Origin of the sequence: Salinihabitans flavidus, from assembly GCF_900110425.1 — a bacterium.
Classification (GTDB): Bacteria; Pseudomonadota; Alphaproteobacteria; order Rhodobacterales; family Rhodobacteraceae; genus Salinihabitans; species Salinihabitans flavidus.
Genome location: NZ_FODS01000020.1, coordinates 1 through 15,114 on the forward strand (window position 1 = coordinate 1; position 15,114 = coordinate 15,114).

16 protein-coding genes and 1 pseudogene are annotated in these 15,114 nt (G+C 58.8%); 12 read left to right on the plus strand and 5 right to left on the minus strand.

The annotated features are described in order from the left end of the window. On the plus strand, positions 1-482 hold a 482-nt coding region (locus BMW66_RS14660), incomplete at its 5' end, for a transposase (protein ID WP_175483262.1). 315 nt (positions 483-797) lie between these two features. On the opposite strand, the gene BMW66_RS14665 is transcribed toward BMW66_RS14660, so the two are convergent. The 3 genes from BMW66_RS14665 to BMW66_RS14675 form a co-directional block, all read right to left on the minus strand. Next, positions 798-1,811, minus strand: a complete 1,014-nt coding sequence (locus BMW66_RS14665; RefSeq protein WP_093119611.1) for an IS110 family RNA-guided transposase — start codon at positions 1,809-1,811, stop codon at positions 798-800. A gap of 180 nt (positions 1,812-1,991) precedes the next feature. Further along, positions 1,992-3,113 carry a pyridoxal phosphate-dependent aminotransferase gene (locus tag BMW66_RS14670; protein WP_093119612.1) on the minus strand — a complete coding sequence of 374 codons (1,122 nt, stop codon included), beginning with the start codon at positions 3,111-3,113 and terminating at the stop codon, positions 1,992-1,994. A 269-nt stretch (positions 3,114-3,382) separates the two neighbouring features. Continuing rightward, positions 3,383-4,117: an SDR family NAD(P)-dependent oxidoreductase gene (locus tag BMW66_RS14675; protein ID WP_093119613.1), complete on the minus strand. Its 735-nt coding sequence runs from the start codon at positions 4,115-4,117 to the stop codon at positions 3,383-3,385. Between the two features lie 443 nt (positions 4,118-4,560). Between BMW66_RS14675 and BMW66_RS14680 the strand changes: the two genes are divergently transcribed. The 5 genes from BMW66_RS14680 (at position 4,561) to BMW66_RS14700 (ending at position 8,628) form a co-directional block, all read left to right on the plus strand. Beyond that, positions 4,561-5,319: an N-acyl homoserine lactonase family protein gene (locus BMW66_RS14680; RefSeq protein WP_093119614.1), complete on the plus strand. Its 759-nt coding sequence runs from the start codon at positions 4,561-4,563 to the stop codon at positions 5,317-5,319. Positions 5,320-5,519: 200 nt separating this feature from the next. Beyond that, positions 5,520-6,272 carry a GntR family transcriptional regulator gene (locus BMW66_RS14685; RefSeq protein ID WP_093119615.1) on the plus strand — a complete coding sequence of 251 codons (753 nt, stop codon included), beginning with the start codon at positions 5,520-5,522 and terminating at the stop codon, positions 6,270-6,272. Then, positions 6,269-7,051, plus strand: coding sequence for an ABC transporter substrate-binding protein (locus tag BMW66_RS14690; protein ID WP_093119617.1), 783 nt, complete (start codon positions 6,269-6,271; stop codon positions 7,049-7,051). The genes BMW66_RS14685 and BMW66_RS14690 overlap by 4 nt, the downstream gene beginning before the upstream one ends. Positions 7,052-7,180: 129 nt before the next feature. Beyond that, a complete protein-coding gene (locus BMW66_RS14695; protein ID WP_245729499.1) occupies positions 7,181-7,798 on the plus strand; it encodes an amino acid ABC transporter permease in 618 nt (205 codons plus the stop codon). A gap of 62 nt (positions 7,799-7,860) precedes the next feature. Then, entirely contained in the window at positions 7,861-8,628 is a 768-nt protein-coding gene (locus BMW66_RS14700; protein ID WP_093119620.1) for an amino acid ABC transporter ATP-binding protein, read from the plus strand. 118 nt (positions 8,629-8,746) lie between these two features. On the opposite strand, the pseudogene BMW66_RS14705 reads toward BMW66_RS14700, so the two are convergent. Further along, positions 8,747-9,016, minus strand: a pseudogene (locus tag BMW66_RS14705) (transposase); the annotation flags it as partial. A gap of 29 nt (positions 9,017-9,045) precedes the next feature. On the opposite strand from BMW66_RS14705, the gene BMW66_RS14710 reads away from it, so the two are divergent. The 6 genes from BMW66_RS14710 to BMW66_RS20805 all read left to right on the plus strand — a co-directional run bounded on the left by BMW66_RS14710 (position 9,046) and on the right by BMW66_RS20805 (position 14,492). Beyond that, positions 9,046-9,330 carry an EamA family transporter gene (locus BMW66_RS14710; protein ID WP_281242637.1) on the plus strand — a complete coding sequence of 95 codons (285 nt, stop codon included), beginning with the start codon at positions 9,046-9,048 and terminating at the stop codon, positions 9,328-9,330. 26 nt (positions 9,331-9,356) lie between these two features. After that, positions 9,357-10,070 carry a DUF4386 domain-containing protein gene (locus BMW66_RS14715; RefSeq protein ID WP_093119621.1) on the plus strand — a complete coding sequence of 238 codons (714 nt, stop codon included), beginning with the start codon at positions 9,357-9,359 and terminating at the stop codon, positions 10,068-10,070. A gap of 82 nt (positions 10,071-10,152) precedes the next feature. After that, positions 10,153-10,593, plus strand: coding sequence for a hemerythrin domain-containing protein (locus BMW66_RS14720; RefSeq protein WP_139196187.1), 441 nt, complete (start codon positions 10,153-10,155; stop codon positions 10,591-10,593). A 977-nt stretch (positions 10,594-11,570) separates the two neighbouring features. After that, positions 11,571-11,774, plus strand: a complete 204-nt coding sequence (gene rpsU, locus BMW66_RS14725) for a 30S ribosomal protein S21 (RefSeq protein ID WP_093119624.1) — start codon at positions 11,571-11,573, stop codon at positions 11,772-11,774. 710 nt (positions 11,775-12,484) lie between these two features. Further along, on the plus strand, positions 12,485-13,747 hold the full coding sequence (locus BMW66_RS14730) for a site-specific DNA-methyltransferase (RefSeq protein WP_093119625.1): 1,263 nt from the start codon (positions 12,485-12,487) through the stop codon (positions 13,745-13,747). Between the two features lie 88 nt (positions 13,748-13,835). After that, a complete protein-coding gene (locus tag BMW66_RS20805; protein ID WP_342741873.1) occupies positions 13,836-14,492 on the plus strand; it encodes a DUF7220 family protein in 657 nt (218 codons plus the stop codon). Positions 14,493-14,498: 6 nt separating this feature from the next. On the opposite strand, the gene BMW66_RS14745 is transcribed toward BMW66_RS20805, so the two are convergent. Continuing rightward, the gene (locus BMW66_RS14745; RefSeq protein ID WP_093119627.1) at positions 14,499-15,032 is read right to left on the minus strand and encodes a DUF3489 domain-containing protein; all 534 of its coding nucleotides are present in this window, start codon (positions 15,030-15,032) and stop codon (positions 14,499-14,501) included. Positions 15,033-15,114: the final 82 nt, after the last annotated feature.

Here is a 15,114-nt window from a genome sequence, read left to right on the forward strand (position 1 = left end):
GCAAGGATGGCACATTCGAGCGGGCCGACTTCACCTATGATCCAGAAAAGGACATCTATACCTGTCCGGGCGGCAAGGAACTGACGCAGAACCGCCGGGCCTTTGCAAAGCCAAGAGAGAAGAAACCCGATGAAGATGGTCTGCTCCGTTACAGGGCCAGCAAGGCCGATTGCGATGCTTGTGCCCTGAAAGCGCGCTGCTGCCCGAAAGGACCGTCGCGCAAAGTGACACGATCGATCTATGAACCATCCCGCGATGTGGCCCGGACGATCGCACGAACAACGCAATACGCAATCTCCTGCAAGCTCCGGAAGAAGGTCGAGATGCTGTTTGCGCACATGAAGCGGATCCTTGGCCTGAACCGTCTCCGATTGCGCGGTCCATGCGGCGCACATGACGAATTCCACCTCGCTGCCACCGCACAGAACCTCAGAAAGCTCGCAAAGCTCATCCCGCCACCACAAGTCGCCCGACAAGCGTAATCGAGAGAACGCACGCCCAGTGAAGTGACCACCTCACCCCGCCGGAAACCTCGAGTTTTTCAACAGAATAAACCCGTAGCGGTCATGGCGCTTCTACAGGGAGGGCGGAAAGGCGAATTCGCTGCGCGTGCACGTCCCACGGGCCGGTATGCTGTTCGGAAGGCAAGGCCCACATCGGTTCAGAGAGCTATGACGCTCGAGCCCCGGGACTGGGTGTCCTCGCCTTGAACTTTGAAGTCCGTGTCGCTTACTCCGTCGGTCGATCACCTTGCCCAGGCCTTGCGGCCATGCCGTTTCCCTGTCCGTAGATCAGGGTCACGCCATTCTGTAACTCTCCTGTTTCGTCGTCATCGCCCAGATCATTCGGGCCATTTTGTTAGCCAGCGCCACCGCCGCCACCATTCGGGGCTTGCGCGCGACCAGATTGGCCAGCCAGCGATTGGCGCTGCCACCCTTGCGTACAACCCATCGGATCACGCTCATAGCGCCGACGATCAGGAGCTTGCGGATGTCGCATTGCCCCATCTTGCTGACCGCCCCCAGCCGGGCTTTGCCGCCGGTGGATCGCTGTCGTGGCACCAAGCCCAGCCAAGCGGCAAAGTTGCGACCGCTATCGAAGGTCGAGAGATCCGGTGCGAAGGCGGCGATGGCGCCGGCAGTGACCGGGCCGACGCCAGGCACTGTGCAGAGCCGTCGCAGCTCATCGTCCGTCTTCGAGGCGCGCTCGAGCTCTTCGGCCAGTTGCTCGATGAGTTCGGTGAGGCGGCCGATCTGGTCAAGATAAAGCACGGCCATCTCGCGCAACGGGGCGGGCAAATCCGTATCGGAGTGCGCGAGCGCCTGTTCCAGAAGCTTCAGGCTCGCAGGGCCTTTAGGGGCCACAAGGCCGAACTCGGCAAGGTGCCCCCTAAGCGCGTTGGTCAACTGGGTCCGCTGCCGCACAAAACACTGGTGCGTCCGGAAGGCTACCGCTCGTCCCTGTTTCTCAGCACTCTTCACCGCCACGAAGCGCATGCTGGGGTGGCTTGCTGCTTCGGCTATCGCCTCGGCATCAGCCCGATCATTCTTCTGGCGTTTTACGAACGGCTTCACATAGGCAGCGGGGATCAACCGCACCTTATGGCCATGCGATTCAGCGACACGGCCCCAATGATGCGACGTAGCACAGGCTTCCATCGCCACGACGCAACGCGCTTGCTCCGCCAAGAGCTGATAAAGACGTGGTCGCGTCACCGATCTGTTGAAAACAACGGCGCCGTCTGCCGTGACGCCGCAAACCTGAAAACTGCCCTTGGCAAGATCAATCGCCAATATGCTAATCTCTGACATGGATGCCTCCCTCGCGTTGGTTCCTACGAAACCGTTATGGCATATTCGATGCCGTCGGGTGGGGGCATCCACCGCATCAGTTCATGACGCAAGGTCCCGATGCATCTTCTGGGCACCAATAATCTCCCATTTTGATATAGAGTTCAGCACCGCATTTGGACTGGAGGTTGCTATCTGCGTTCACAACGAAGACAGCAGGTCTGCGATCCGCGAAAGGCCTTTTTCCAGGTTGACCTCATCGCCCCCGCCAACACCCAGACGAATATGATTCGACTGTTCATAGGCACTCCCCGGCAACAGAAACGTGCGATACGGTGGCGCCAGAAGCAACTTGGCAAAGGCATCGCCATCAAGCCCTGCATCCAGTCGTGCCAGACCGATCAGACCGGCGCGTGGACGCACCCATGAGAGTTTCGGTTGTGACATGATGAACGCATCGATCTTCTCCAGATTAGCGCGCCCGTCTGCGCGCGCTATTTGCATCGCAGCTGCGAGTCTCTCCGGCCGCATCGCGATCTCTGCGATCGCTTCACCCATTATATTCATGATTTCGCTGGAGTTTTCCCGAAGAATCACGGCGTCCATGACGAAATCCTTGTCCCGACAGATCAGCCAGCCAGTGCGCAAGCCTTGCAGCCCAAGCGCCTTGGACACACTCCCCGTCGTAATGCCCCGTTCATAGAGGCCGGCGACGGAGGGTGCGCGCTCCCCTTCCCACTCCAGTCCCGCATAGACTTCATCCACGATTAACCACGCGCCGACACGGCGCGCGATCTCAACGAGTTCACGAAGTTCATCCGACGTCAAAAGCTGCCCGGTCGGATTATTCGGGTTGGAGACGAATATGATCTTGGTCAGGTCGGATACCGACGAAGCGAGTTGCTCCATCGGGAATCTCCACTCGTCAGCCTCCTGCCGTTCAACAACGCGAATTCGGCTCCCTACAGCCTTCGCGAGAACAGCCGCCTGCGGCCAACCCGGGGTTTCCACGACTATTTCATCATCGGGCTGAAGCAACTGCATGATGGCGAGGTAATTCGCTTCCGCCGCGCCTGCCGTGACAAGCACATCATCGGGATCGCAAGACCCCTCCAGCCCGGTTTCCCGCAAAATGTGGGCGCGAAGCTCCGGCAACCCGCGAAACGACCTCTGGTTCCAGTCGAGCGAAAGATCGGGGTCGAGTTCGTTCAGAAACTCCCCGAGCTTTGGAGATCGCGAAAGCGAAAAACCGACGATGGCCTCAGGTTCGGCTTCGGTAGTTTCGAGCAGATATCGAAAGAGCGTGTGGATCTTGACCTTCATCGTGCACCTGATTGGATAGAACTGAATGGAATAAAGTCAGGAGAATTCGGTCCGCCGGGGCGCGTCGATAGCATGGGTCCGAACCTGTTGAACGATGCGACGCTCAACGTCTGACGAAGTGCGACTGAGACGACAAGGGAGGCGAGGATCATCTATTGTCACGTCAAACCGCATGCACGGTGCCCTTGCGGCACGAGGTGCCGCACAGACGAGTTCCCCTGACTCTCGCGACCCGTTGCCGAACGCCGCGGGGGTACCGACGCCTCCGACTAGCGAACATCACGCCCCTGGTTGAGAATGATGACATTCCCGCTGGAAATATCACCGGCAGGGGAGATCAGAAAGCTGACCCATTCGGCCACCTCCGAAGGCTGCATGGCCCGTCCGTGCGGCATCTGGGCGATGGCCTTCTTCAGAACTTCGTCACTAAGGACATTGAACAACGGGGTTTGCGTCATGGCAGGCGCGATAGAGTTGACCGAAATCCGGTCTTGCGCATAGCGCCTTGCCAGATCCTTCGTCAGGTTGTCGAGAGCGGCCTTGCTGGCGCGGTAATGCGGCGGATCGAAAACATCGAAATTATATGCGCCGTTCGACGAAATATTGACGATCTTCCGCACCCCGTCCCGCGGCAACATCAACTTGACGGCTTGTTGGCAGCAATGAAACGCAGACGAAAAATTGAGCGACATTTGACGCTCGAATTCTCCGTCCGGTATGTTTGGGAATTCCGACATGAAGCAGGTGCCAGCGTTATTGACCAGCACGTCAAGTCCGCCGTGGGCGTTCCTGACCGTCTCGAATGCGGCGGTGATCTCGTCGACATCCGTCAGGTCGGCGGGAAGACCGACAAACCGGTCACCCAGTCGCTCCGCCATGCCCTCCAGAGCAACCGTGTCGATATCTATGCCGTAACAAATCAAGTCGTTGCGAAGCAGCGCCTCTACAATTGCCTGCCCCATGCCGCCGGCCGCGCCAGTTACAATAGCTACGCGTTCACTCATCGAATTCTTCTCCTTGGTTCTTCGAACTTCAAAAGGGCTGCATCGCTCGGATCAGCAATCTGAAGCCATGTCGACATGCGTCATACGATACCTGTCCATCTGACCGTCTCGGGAACTGTCTACACCAGGATCTGGCTGATTCCGGTTGCGCTGACTTCCGCGGCTCGGGTTCAAAGCTGTCAGGTATCCTATGTGACGTGAATTTTTGCAGTGGATTTTGTAAATTATATATGATACTAAAAATTCCATGAGATCAACACCAAATACCGGGGCGCCGCCAAATTGTGCGACAGTCGGGGCCCGAAAACGGCAGCGCATTCGGAGATTGTGAATGCGAAAACCACGGCAGTTTCTGCCGCATCACTGCGAAGCGGGAGACGTGTCCGGGCCCGGACTTCCACTCCCTGCATTGAACTGCTCAAGAACGAATGAGGGAGGCCCCAATGAACACGAAGCCCTGCATCAAGGGTCGGCCAAAAGAACTTCACGTGCTGGACTACGGCCTCTTCAAGGTCCATGCGAATGGCCGTGTAATCGGTATTTGTGGCTTCCTGATCCGGACAGATGCTGGCGAGTCGATTCTTGTGGATACAGGCTTTCCCCGCAAATACGCCTATGACATTCCACGGTCGTCGGAAGAAGATCGTCTTTATGATTTCGGTGAAGTTCTTGAACTGACCCCCGGGAACCTCCCAGAAGCGCAGCTTGCACGGGCTGGTGTGAAACCCGACGAGATTGATCTGTTGATCATGACTCACACCCATATCGATCATGTCGGCGGAATTGCGGATTTTCCGCATTGTCCGATCCTCATGGCCCGCGCTGAGCGAACCCTGGACAAGCCATTGTATTGGGGCGACGTCCGCCCCATCGACTGGCCCGATCGCGAGTACCTGCTGATTGACGAGGATACCGACCTGTCACCTGGATTCCGGGTGCTTTTCGCACCGGGTCATGCACCGGGACAACTCTCGCTGTTCCTTGAGCTACCGGAAACGGGGAGCATTCTGCTGACCGGAGATGCGATTTCCCGTCCGGCCGAAGTCGCCGAAGGATTCGAAGGGGCACGCGATGTGGCGCAAGCCCGCAAAAGCGGTGAGCGCCTCATGTCGATTGCCGAAGAGTATAATGCGTTCATCATCTACGGCCACTCACCCGAACAATGGCCGGACCTGCGAAAGACACCCAAATTCTATGGCTAATCGGCATCAAGCGTTGGTTGAGGCAAGTGTCACCCCCGCAGGAGACAACTCCAGCGGCAATTCGGGACATCAATCGCCGTTGGTGAGGTCTTCACGGCCGCCGAAGGGTTCGGCCTCCGGGCGACCCTCCTCAAGAAAATTCCATGCGAGGCTCAGCTTCACCGTTGATAGGTCAAATTATATATGATAATGAAAATCGCATGAAATCATTGGCGAAAAGCGACAGCGCCGTCGAATTGCTCAGACGGTCGATCCTGAACGGGACATACGCTCCCGGGTCTCCCCTGCGGGTGGCTGCGCTCTCGGCGGCATTCGGGATAAGCGCGACCCCGATCCGAGAGGCGTTGTCCCGACTTGAGGAAAAGAGCCTCGTCGTCGCCAGCCCCAACTGCGGATGGCGCGTAGCTCCGGTCTCACTTGAGGAGCTGGAAGACCTCGAAGACGCGCGATTGGCCATCGAGGAGAAGCTGCTTGAAGACTCGATCAATCGTGGCGGCGTCGAATGGGAGGGCCATGTCATCGCCGCGCACCATCGGTTGATGCGCACCACGCAGCCAATTGGTGCGCAGAGCGTCGAAGTTCGCGAAGACTGGATCAATTTTCATGATGCCTTTCACACGGCTTTGCTGTCGGCAGGCAAATCGTCATGGCTGAAGGCATTTCATGCCACCTCGCTTGAGCAGTTGCAGAGACATCATCAGGCCCTGCTGTTCCACCCCAACACGATCAATCCGGAAAACAGCAACGAGCATTCACAGCAAACGCTGGAGTTACTCGGAAAGGCTCTGGCGCTCGAACATCACACCAAACTCATGCAGGCCGCCATCGACCGGGATCAGGAGGCGGCAAAGCAGATCCTGCGCGAGCATATCCAGATAACTCTCACGATATGCCGTTCCGTACTTGAACAAAATACCAACAACCAAAATCCGACAGAGGAGGAAAAGGTATGAAACGAACGATCATGTCAATTGTTGCCGCAGCAACTTTCGCGAGTGGGGGGGCAGCGGCAGAGACGCTTGTTGTAGGCGCCTATCCCGCCAACCCGCCATGGGAGTATAAGAACGAACAGAGTCAATTCGAAGGCTTCGAAGTGGATCTTGTCACTGAAATCGGTGATCGGCTCGGCGTCGATCTCGACTTTCAGGATCTCGGTTTTCAGGCGATTTTCTCCGCCATCAGTTCAGGCCGCATCGACATGGCGATCTCCACGATTACCATCACCGATGAGCGCCTGAAGAACCAGTCTTTCACCCAAGGGTATTATGACAGCGATCTCGCGCTGATCTCACTCAAAGACGACGGCGTGACGGACCTCGAGGGAATGCGCGATCAAACTGTCGGGGTCCTGTCGTCGTCTGTGGCCGAAAAATGGGTGAATGAGAATCACGACGATGTCGGCTTTGAGTCGGTGAAAGGGTATACCGACCAGCAGAACTTGCTGCTCGATGTTCGCAGCGGTCGTGTTGCGGGCGCAATCGGGGACCTTGCCGGCTATCAGTTCGCCTTCAAGCAAATGCCTGATCTCGACATCGTTCAGACCATTCCAACAGGCGACCGTTTCGGAATAATGTTGCCGAAGGGCTCTCCGCACCTGGAGCGGGTCAACGACGCCATCTCGCAGATCAAAGAGGATGGCACGCTGGCTGAAATCCACACCAAATGGTTGGGTGTCGCGCCAGCATCGACAACGTCGTCGGTTCAGGTCATGGCAATTCCCGAAGCCAAGTAATGATGCCACCGCAGGGAGGCCGCCTGCCTCCCTGCCGCATTGTTCCTCTTAAAATCAGACCAGGACAACATGAACTTTTTCGAGACATTCCTGAACTGGGAGGTCATCCTCCGCATATATCCGATGCTGATGAAAGGCATCGGAAACACCGTCGCGTTGGCACTGACAATCATAATCGCCGGGGGGATCGCAGGAGTTCTGATTTGCCTTTTCCGGCTATATGGGCCGAAGTGGCTGAGATGGCTCGCGATCGTCTATATCGACGTCTTTCGCGCGATTCCGATCTTGGTGCTGCTTGTTCTGATCTACTACGCCTTGCCATTCCTCGGCATTCGGCTCAACGGTTTTGCCTCCGCAACCCTCGCACTCGGCCTTGTATTTTCGTCGTTTACGGCAGAGGTGTTTCGCGCAGGGATCCAGGCGATCCCGAAAGGCCAGACCGAGGCGTCCGAGGCGCTTGGCCTCTCCTTCGGGGTCACAATCTGGAAGGTCATTCTTCCGCAAGCGTTTCGGATCGCGATTCCGCCGCACACGTCCAATGCAGTCGCCATCGCCAAAGATACGTCGTTGGCCTCTGTCGTCGCCATGCCCGATCTTCTCAAGCAGGCCACTGACGCGCAGGCCCTCACGGCCAACCCCTCGCCTTTGATCGCCGCCGCAATCATGTACCTGATCGTGCTCCTTCCAGCGGTTCGCCTTGTCTCCTACCTAGAAGAGCGTTTCCGCAACGATGGAAAAGCAGCCTAGAAGCAAGGGGATGCCTACATTGCTTCTGTGTGACCAGACGATTCAAAGAAAAGAGCATACGCATGTCTCAATCCGCCCTTGACCATACCCCGAACGCGACCGCCATTCAGATCGAGAAGATGAGCAAATGGTTCGGGACGTTTCAGGTTCTTTGCGACATCGACCTCACGGTCAGCCACGGTGAAAGGATTGTGATTTGTGGCCCCTCCGGATCGGGCAAGTCCACTCTCATCCGCTGCATGAATGCCCTGGAAGAGCATCAGGACGGCAAGATCGTGGTGGACGGAACGGTGCTTTCGAGCGACCTGAAGAATATCAACAAGGTCCGGTCCGAGGTCGGAATGGTCTTCCAGCACTTCAACCTGTTCCCGCATCTGACCATTCTGGAAAATTGCACGCTCGCGCCGATGTGGGTACGCAAGACACCCAAGCAGGAGGCCAGGGAAATCGCGATGCATTTCCTTGAAAAGGTGAAGATTCCCGAACAGGCCGACAAGTATCCCGGTCAACTTTCGGGCGGGCAGCAGCAGCGGGTCGCCATCGCCCGGTCACTCTGCATGAAGCCGAGGATCATGTTGTTCGACGAGCCCACCTCGGCGCTCGACCCGGAGATGATCTCGGAGGTGCTCGACACGATGATCCAACTTGCCGAAGATGGCATGACGATGCTCTGCGTGACGCATGAGATGGGCTTTGCCCGCAAGGTCGCGGACCGCGTGATCTTCATGGACCAGGGCCATATCATTGAGCAGAACAAGCCCGAAGAGTTCTTCAACAACCCCAAGAGCGAACGGACAAAGCTGTTTCTCAGCCAGATATTGGGGCATTAGAGGGATGCACGGCCACGACTTTACCGGAAACTGATTTCGGATCGTCCCTCAACCTGGCCGCGTCATCTATGACTGGCGCCACTATCTCGCCGTGGTCCAGCGCAAGGGCTTAAAAGTTTCCCCGGGCAGCCTCGGTCAGGATCATCTTATCCAGCGTCAGATCCGATACCGCACGCCTGAGCCGTTGGTTCTCGGTCTCCAGCTGCTTCAAACGTTTGAGCTGGTCCCGGGACATCCCACCATATTCTTTGCGCCATCGAAAATAGGTCTGCTGCGTCACGCCAATCTGGCGCACGGCATCGGCAATCGAGCTGCCTTGCCCTTGCAACACTTCAAACTGCCGCAGCTTCAGCACGATCTCTTCGGGTTTGTCTCTCTTTCCTGCCATCTCTGGTCCTCCTGAAACGGGATAATACTATCCCTGTTGGTGGACCACTTCAGTGGGGGCACTCCACCACCTATGCGCTCTGGTTCCGGGGCGTCGCCCGGATCGAGCCCGGCGCGGTCTCGATGCTGGGCATGATGAGCCCAGTGACGGCGGTGCTGCTGGGCTGGGTGGTGTTGGGTCAATCCCTTTCGCCGCTGCAGGGGCTCGGTGCCTCCATCGTCCTTGGTTCGGTCTTGGCGAGTCAGCGGGCCAACCGTCCATCAACTGACGCCACCCCTATGCTTCCAAACCCATCGTCCGCTAAAGTCGCATGATCGCCATTCCAGAAGGGATTATCCGAATGCCCGTTCTCAAGATCACCCCCGATCTCGCATGGAAAGCGCGGCTTGCCGGGCTGCTCTACCTCGTCATCATCATTTCGGGTCTCGGCGCCGAGCTTGGCCTACGAGGCCCGCTGATCGACTTCAGCGATGCCGATGCCACCGCCGCCGCGATCCTCGCAGCGCCCGGCCAGTTCCGCCTGGCAATTGCCGCTGACCTCGTGATGGCGCTCAGCGATGCGGGCCTTGCAATCCTGCTCTATTTGGTCTTCCGCACCATGGCACCGGGCCTCGCGCTGTCGGCGATGGTGTTCCGCCTGATCCAGACCGTGCTGATCGCGGCAAGCCTCATGGCCTTGCTGACCGCCTGGCTTGTGCTGACCCATGCCGACGGGCTGGCCGACGCCCCGGCGCTCGCGCTGGTGTTTCTGGATCTGCACGCGCATGGCTACGATCTCGGGCTTGTGTTCTTTGGCATGAACAGCCTGATCATGGGGCTGCTTGTCTGGCGCTCGGGTGTATTCGCCAAGGTTTTCGGGGCCGGCCTTGCGATCGCAGGGCTGGTCTACCTGATCGGAAGCGGTCTGCGCCTCTTCGCGCCTGAATGGTCGCCGGTGTTCGCTCCGGCCTATGCGCTGACGATCCTTGCCGAGACGGCGTTCTGCCTGCGGTTGCTTCTGCAACGGCGCGCCGATCGCGCGGATTTCGCGAAGCCCGATTTCAACGTATCATGAGCAACCAGGAGTAGCTTCATGATCCAATGAGGATGCACGGTCCGCGCCATTGGCAATATCGCCAATCCACCGTCACTATCTGATGGAAATGGCCCAGGTCGCTGCTGTGCTGGCGCGGATCGAAGCGAGGGACACTCCACCCGAGGACCTAAAGCAGATCGTGCTTTCACTTGATATGGCCGAGAATTTCCGTGCGTTCGGATCCCTTTGCGGGCGCGAGTGCCAGATCCTCAAGCTTCACCACGATATTGAAGGCACCGATATGTTCCCCCGGATCGAGGCGGCGGGCGGAGGCATGTTCCGGGAGGTGGTGGCCAAACTGCTGTCAGAGCACGAGGTGGTCCATGAGTTGATCATCCGTCTCGGTCGAGCGGCAGACACGCTGGCAGAAGATCCAAGTGACGCGAATTTCGTTCAGGCCGCCACGACATTCCGAAAGCTGGAACAGGTCGTCCGCTCCCATTTTGGCTATGAGGAGACGGAGTTGACGGAGGCGATCGGCTATTACCTCGGATCGATCTGACGGCACCCTTGGCTGGGCAGCTATGCATCATCGACATTAAATGCGCTTCCGGCGCTCAAAACCCTCCCGCTCTTTTCAGCTATGCCCCCGAAGTTGCACAGAAGGTCAGCAAAGGGCCGTTTACCCTCGCCACCAAGTGCAAGAACCGTTTGTCACCATAACCGAGGCAAGATCACGACCGTCAGGGAGGCGACAGGAGCCGATCCATCGGTCGTAGCTCTTCCGGCCCGTGAGGCTGCATGAAAGTGTTTTGCCTGATACAAGCGCCCGCATATGTCGATCTGCCTGCCGTCCGGCGGGCGTCCCGATTTCAGCGCAGTCGAGTTTGGCGAATCGAATAGGGCGACCGGAGACTTCGATCGTGTCGCCATCCCGCACGTGGGTCACACGCCCGACAAAGCTGCCAGAAGTTGTCATCGGGTCGGATGTCGTACCGCCCCAAGCATTGCCGCCCCGGAGGGCTGTGGGTCTTAGAGCTGTTTCAGTTGGAACAGCTTGACCGAAGCCACCTGGGACGACTTGGAAAGCGACCGCCAGAACAAAACTGACAGAGATCAAGAATAAACCGATTGTGGGCGCTGCAACACGACGTTGGCGCTTCCGCTTCATCTTGCGCCACTGTCGCTGAGTTGGCGTTGGTCGTGGAGCACGTCTCATCATGCTGCAATCATGCACAGGATCATGGCAACTCTTGGGACATGGTTCGACCTTCATCCGAAAGCTCTGGATGCATTTTGCGACACTGCGTTTAGATATCGACTCCAAGGGAACGCCCCGAATGAGTCTAACCCGCATTAAGATCGGGTTGGGCCGGACGCAACTTCCTTACTACTACCCAAATCGGCAAAAACGGTGTACGTGTCGATACCCTCGAACCAACTTGCAATTGGTCGATTGTACAAGATAGGAAACTGTTACCAGTCGGCCAACTCCTGAACGCCGGTCCGACTCCAAATCAGAGAGGTGGTGTCTACCACATGCAGGTCAGTGTTCGCGACAACAATGTCGATCAGGCCCTCCGGGTACTTAAAAAGAAACTGCAAAAGGAAGGGGTTTTCCGCGAAATGAAGCTCAAGCAGCATTTCGAGAAACCGTCCGAGAAAAACGCGCGGCAGAAAGCTGAGGCGATCCGCCGTGCTCGCAAGCTGGCACGCAAGAAGTTAGAGCGCGAAGCTGGATGAAATTCCATCCTTAAGTCTGAGAGAACAGAACTTCCGATGCCCAATCGCATCGGAGGTTTCAGTCCTAAGAAAATATTGTTTTCAGGTGTGCAGCCCGAGGCATTGAAGTCAGCTGAACGTCAATGAAGCCAGGATATGCTGCACGAAGTACCAATGACTGTAATGTGAAAGCTGCTTCGCGGCGTTCGGAAGTCAAGCGAGCGGCAGCTAAGGGCCGGCTTCGACGCGCCTCCCCCCTCCCATGGTTCCTCCGTGGCCCGATCCGTATACGGGGGGGCTGAGCGCGCGGTTTCGCCAGCGACTGGATTCCTCACCGGGGAATCCACCTGGAATCCACCCTTGAGGGCGCGCAGATTTAAACCTCGTGATTACAGTGAGTTACGCCAGACTTTCAGCCTCTCGGGGTGGATTCTTGACAAAAATAGTAAAATCCACCTGCGGCATGTTGGAAGCCAGTTTTGGAATCCACCCAAAGCCAGCGGCGGATCACCGAACACCAGGCCTTCGCGAAGACATTGAATCCGCGCGATAATTCCTGTTGACAGTTCTGCCCCTCTTGACTCATACCTTGATCATCGAAGAACTGCGCCCGGAGGAACCCCCTCACGGGCGTTTTCCTTTTCCCGACATCGCGGATCCTGATGCAGCCGCCGACCGGTCCGGTCGCGCGTTTGCGTCTGCTTTACCTTTCACCACAGTAGAGAACACCCATGGACCTTGTCTTCGCGCCAGGCGAGATCGAGGCGTGGCCGATCGAGCGGCTGCGTCCCTATGCCCGCAATGCCAAGGTGCATGCGCAGGATCAGGTGGCGAAGATCGCTGCCAGCATGGCGCAGTTCGGCTGGACCGTGCCCTGTATGGTGGCCGACGATGGCGAGCTGATCGCGGGCCACGGCCGGGTGCTGGCTGCCACGATGCTGGGGCTGACCGAGGTGCCGGTAATCCGGCTGAGCCATCTCGATGAGGCAGAGCGCCGGGCGTACCGCATCGCCGACAACAAGCTGACCGAGTTGGGCGACTGGGACGAGGCCATGCTGCGCGACGAGATCGCGGGGCTGCTGGCCGAGGATTTTGATCTTTCCCTTCTGGGCATCTCCGACGATGATCTGGACGCCCTCCTGCAGGATCCCGAGGCGCTGGGCGGCGATGGTCCGGTGGAGGGCGAGGATGACGTGGCCGAGGCACCGGCCACGCCGGTGTCAGTGCCGGGCGACCTCTGGCGACTTGGGGATCACCGGTTGATCTGTGGCGACAGCACGTCTGCCGATGTGGTCGGGGCGCTGCTGGGCGATGCAAAGCCGCTGCTGATGGTCACCGACCCGCCCTATGGCGTGGCCTATGACCCTGCCTGGCGCAACCAAGCTGGCGCCGCGAAGACGAAACGGACGGGCAAGGTGCTCAACGATGACCGCGCCGATTGGCGCGAGGCCTGGGCGCTCTTTCCGGGCGACGTCGCCTATGTCTGGCACGGTGCGTTGCATGCGGCCGAGGTGGCGGAGTCGTTGACCGCCTCGGGTTTTGCCATCCGTTCGCAGATCATCTGGGCCAAGGACCGGCTGGTGCTCAGCCGCGGGGATTACCACTGGCAGCATGAGCCCTGCTGGTATGCCGTGCGCGCCAAGGGCAAGGGCCACTGGGCCGGAGATCGCAAGCAGACGACGCTGTGGCAGATCGCGAACAAGAATCAGGATGCCGATACCGTGCATGGCACCCAAAAGCCGGTCGAGTGCATGCGCCGCCCAATCCTGAACAACTCCAGCCCCGGTCAGGCGGTCTATGAGCCGTTCATGGGTTCCGACACCACGCTGATCGCGGCCGAGACGACGGGACGCGTCTGCTACGGGGTCGAGCTCGACCCGTCCTATGTCGATGTTGCCATCGAGCGCTGGCAGTCCTTCACCGGGGCGGAGGCGGTGCTGGCGGAAACCGGCGAGAGCTTCGCCGCACTGAAGGCAAAGAGGCTTGCGGCATGATAGCGCCCTTGGCGACGGAGCGGACAGCCAGCCAGATCGCCGAACCGGACGCGGTCACGAATCCAACTCGCCGAGCGAGGACACGCGCATGACGCAGTCGCGCCGCATGTCGCTGGTCGAGGCCATCACTAATGTCGCCCTTGGCTACGCGCTGGCGGTCGCCACGCAGATCGTTGTGTTCCCATGGTTCGGTCTGCAGGCGAGCCTCGGCGAGAACCTGGCGCTGAGTGGGGTATTCACCGGCACATCGCTTTTGCGCGGTTACGCGCTGCGCAGGCTGTTCGAGCACTGGCGGCATGACCGACGCCATCAGCATGCCGAAATACAGATGTGGGCGCACCAAAAGCCTGATAGGGATGCCGCCATGTTTCGTCTTTTCGACATGCTGGGCCCCTCCGCCGCAATACGAGCCCTTGATGATGCGCTCCGGGCCTCCGGCGTGCATCCGCTTCTGGTTCCGGAGCCCGTCAAGCTGACCGTGATCAAGCTCAACAAGAAGCATGCCGGTGCCAGAAATCAGGATGTTGCTTTCGCGGAAGCAGCGCAGTTGTTGGCCTATTGCATGCTCGGACATGAACAGTTTGCGGCCAGCAACAGCGTCGAGGATGCCGATCGCACTGACCATCGGGTGGAAACAGCACTGGATGAAGGTGACACGCTGGACGCAAAGCTGATCCTGTTGGCGCTGCATGCGGGGCGGATCGCCCCGGACATTGCTGATCGTATCGATCTCGACGAGACGTAATCCCGATCAAGCGTCCAGACTGTAGACAGTACCTCTGTTCGCCTCTTTCCGGGAGGTGATCGCGAGGCCCAGCTTCTTCTTGAGCGCCCCGGAGATCATGCCGCGCGCGCTGTGTGCCTGCCAGCCGGTCGCTTCGACGATCTCGCCAATGGACGCCCCCTCGGCCCGCTGAAGCAGCGCGATGATCTGCGCCTGCTTGGTGCCCGGACGGATGGCAACGGGCTTCGGTGCAGGGTTCGGCTTCGCCTTGCGCGACGCGCTGGTGGCCTTGGCGACCACTGGCTCGATTCCAATCGCCTCAAGCCCGGCTTCGGTCGCAATCAGCGTGGTGCCATGACCATCGCCGGTCTCGCGCCAAAGGGGCTCGCCCTTGCGCATATCGGCATCGACCTCCTCGAGCCAGCCGCGCTCGATCATCCTGGTCACGACCACCTTCGCAGCCGCGCCATGCAAACCCTTGGGCAGCGGCGTGGCAAGATTGCCGGGGCGCGCTGCTGCGCGGCTGAGGATGATGGTCTGGGTGTCGGTGAGTTTGGGCATCGGAGCCTCCGGTATGGTCGGGCAACGCGGAATGCGCCGCCTTCTACCGGAAAAAGCCCGCCATGGTGGCGGGGCGTTGTGA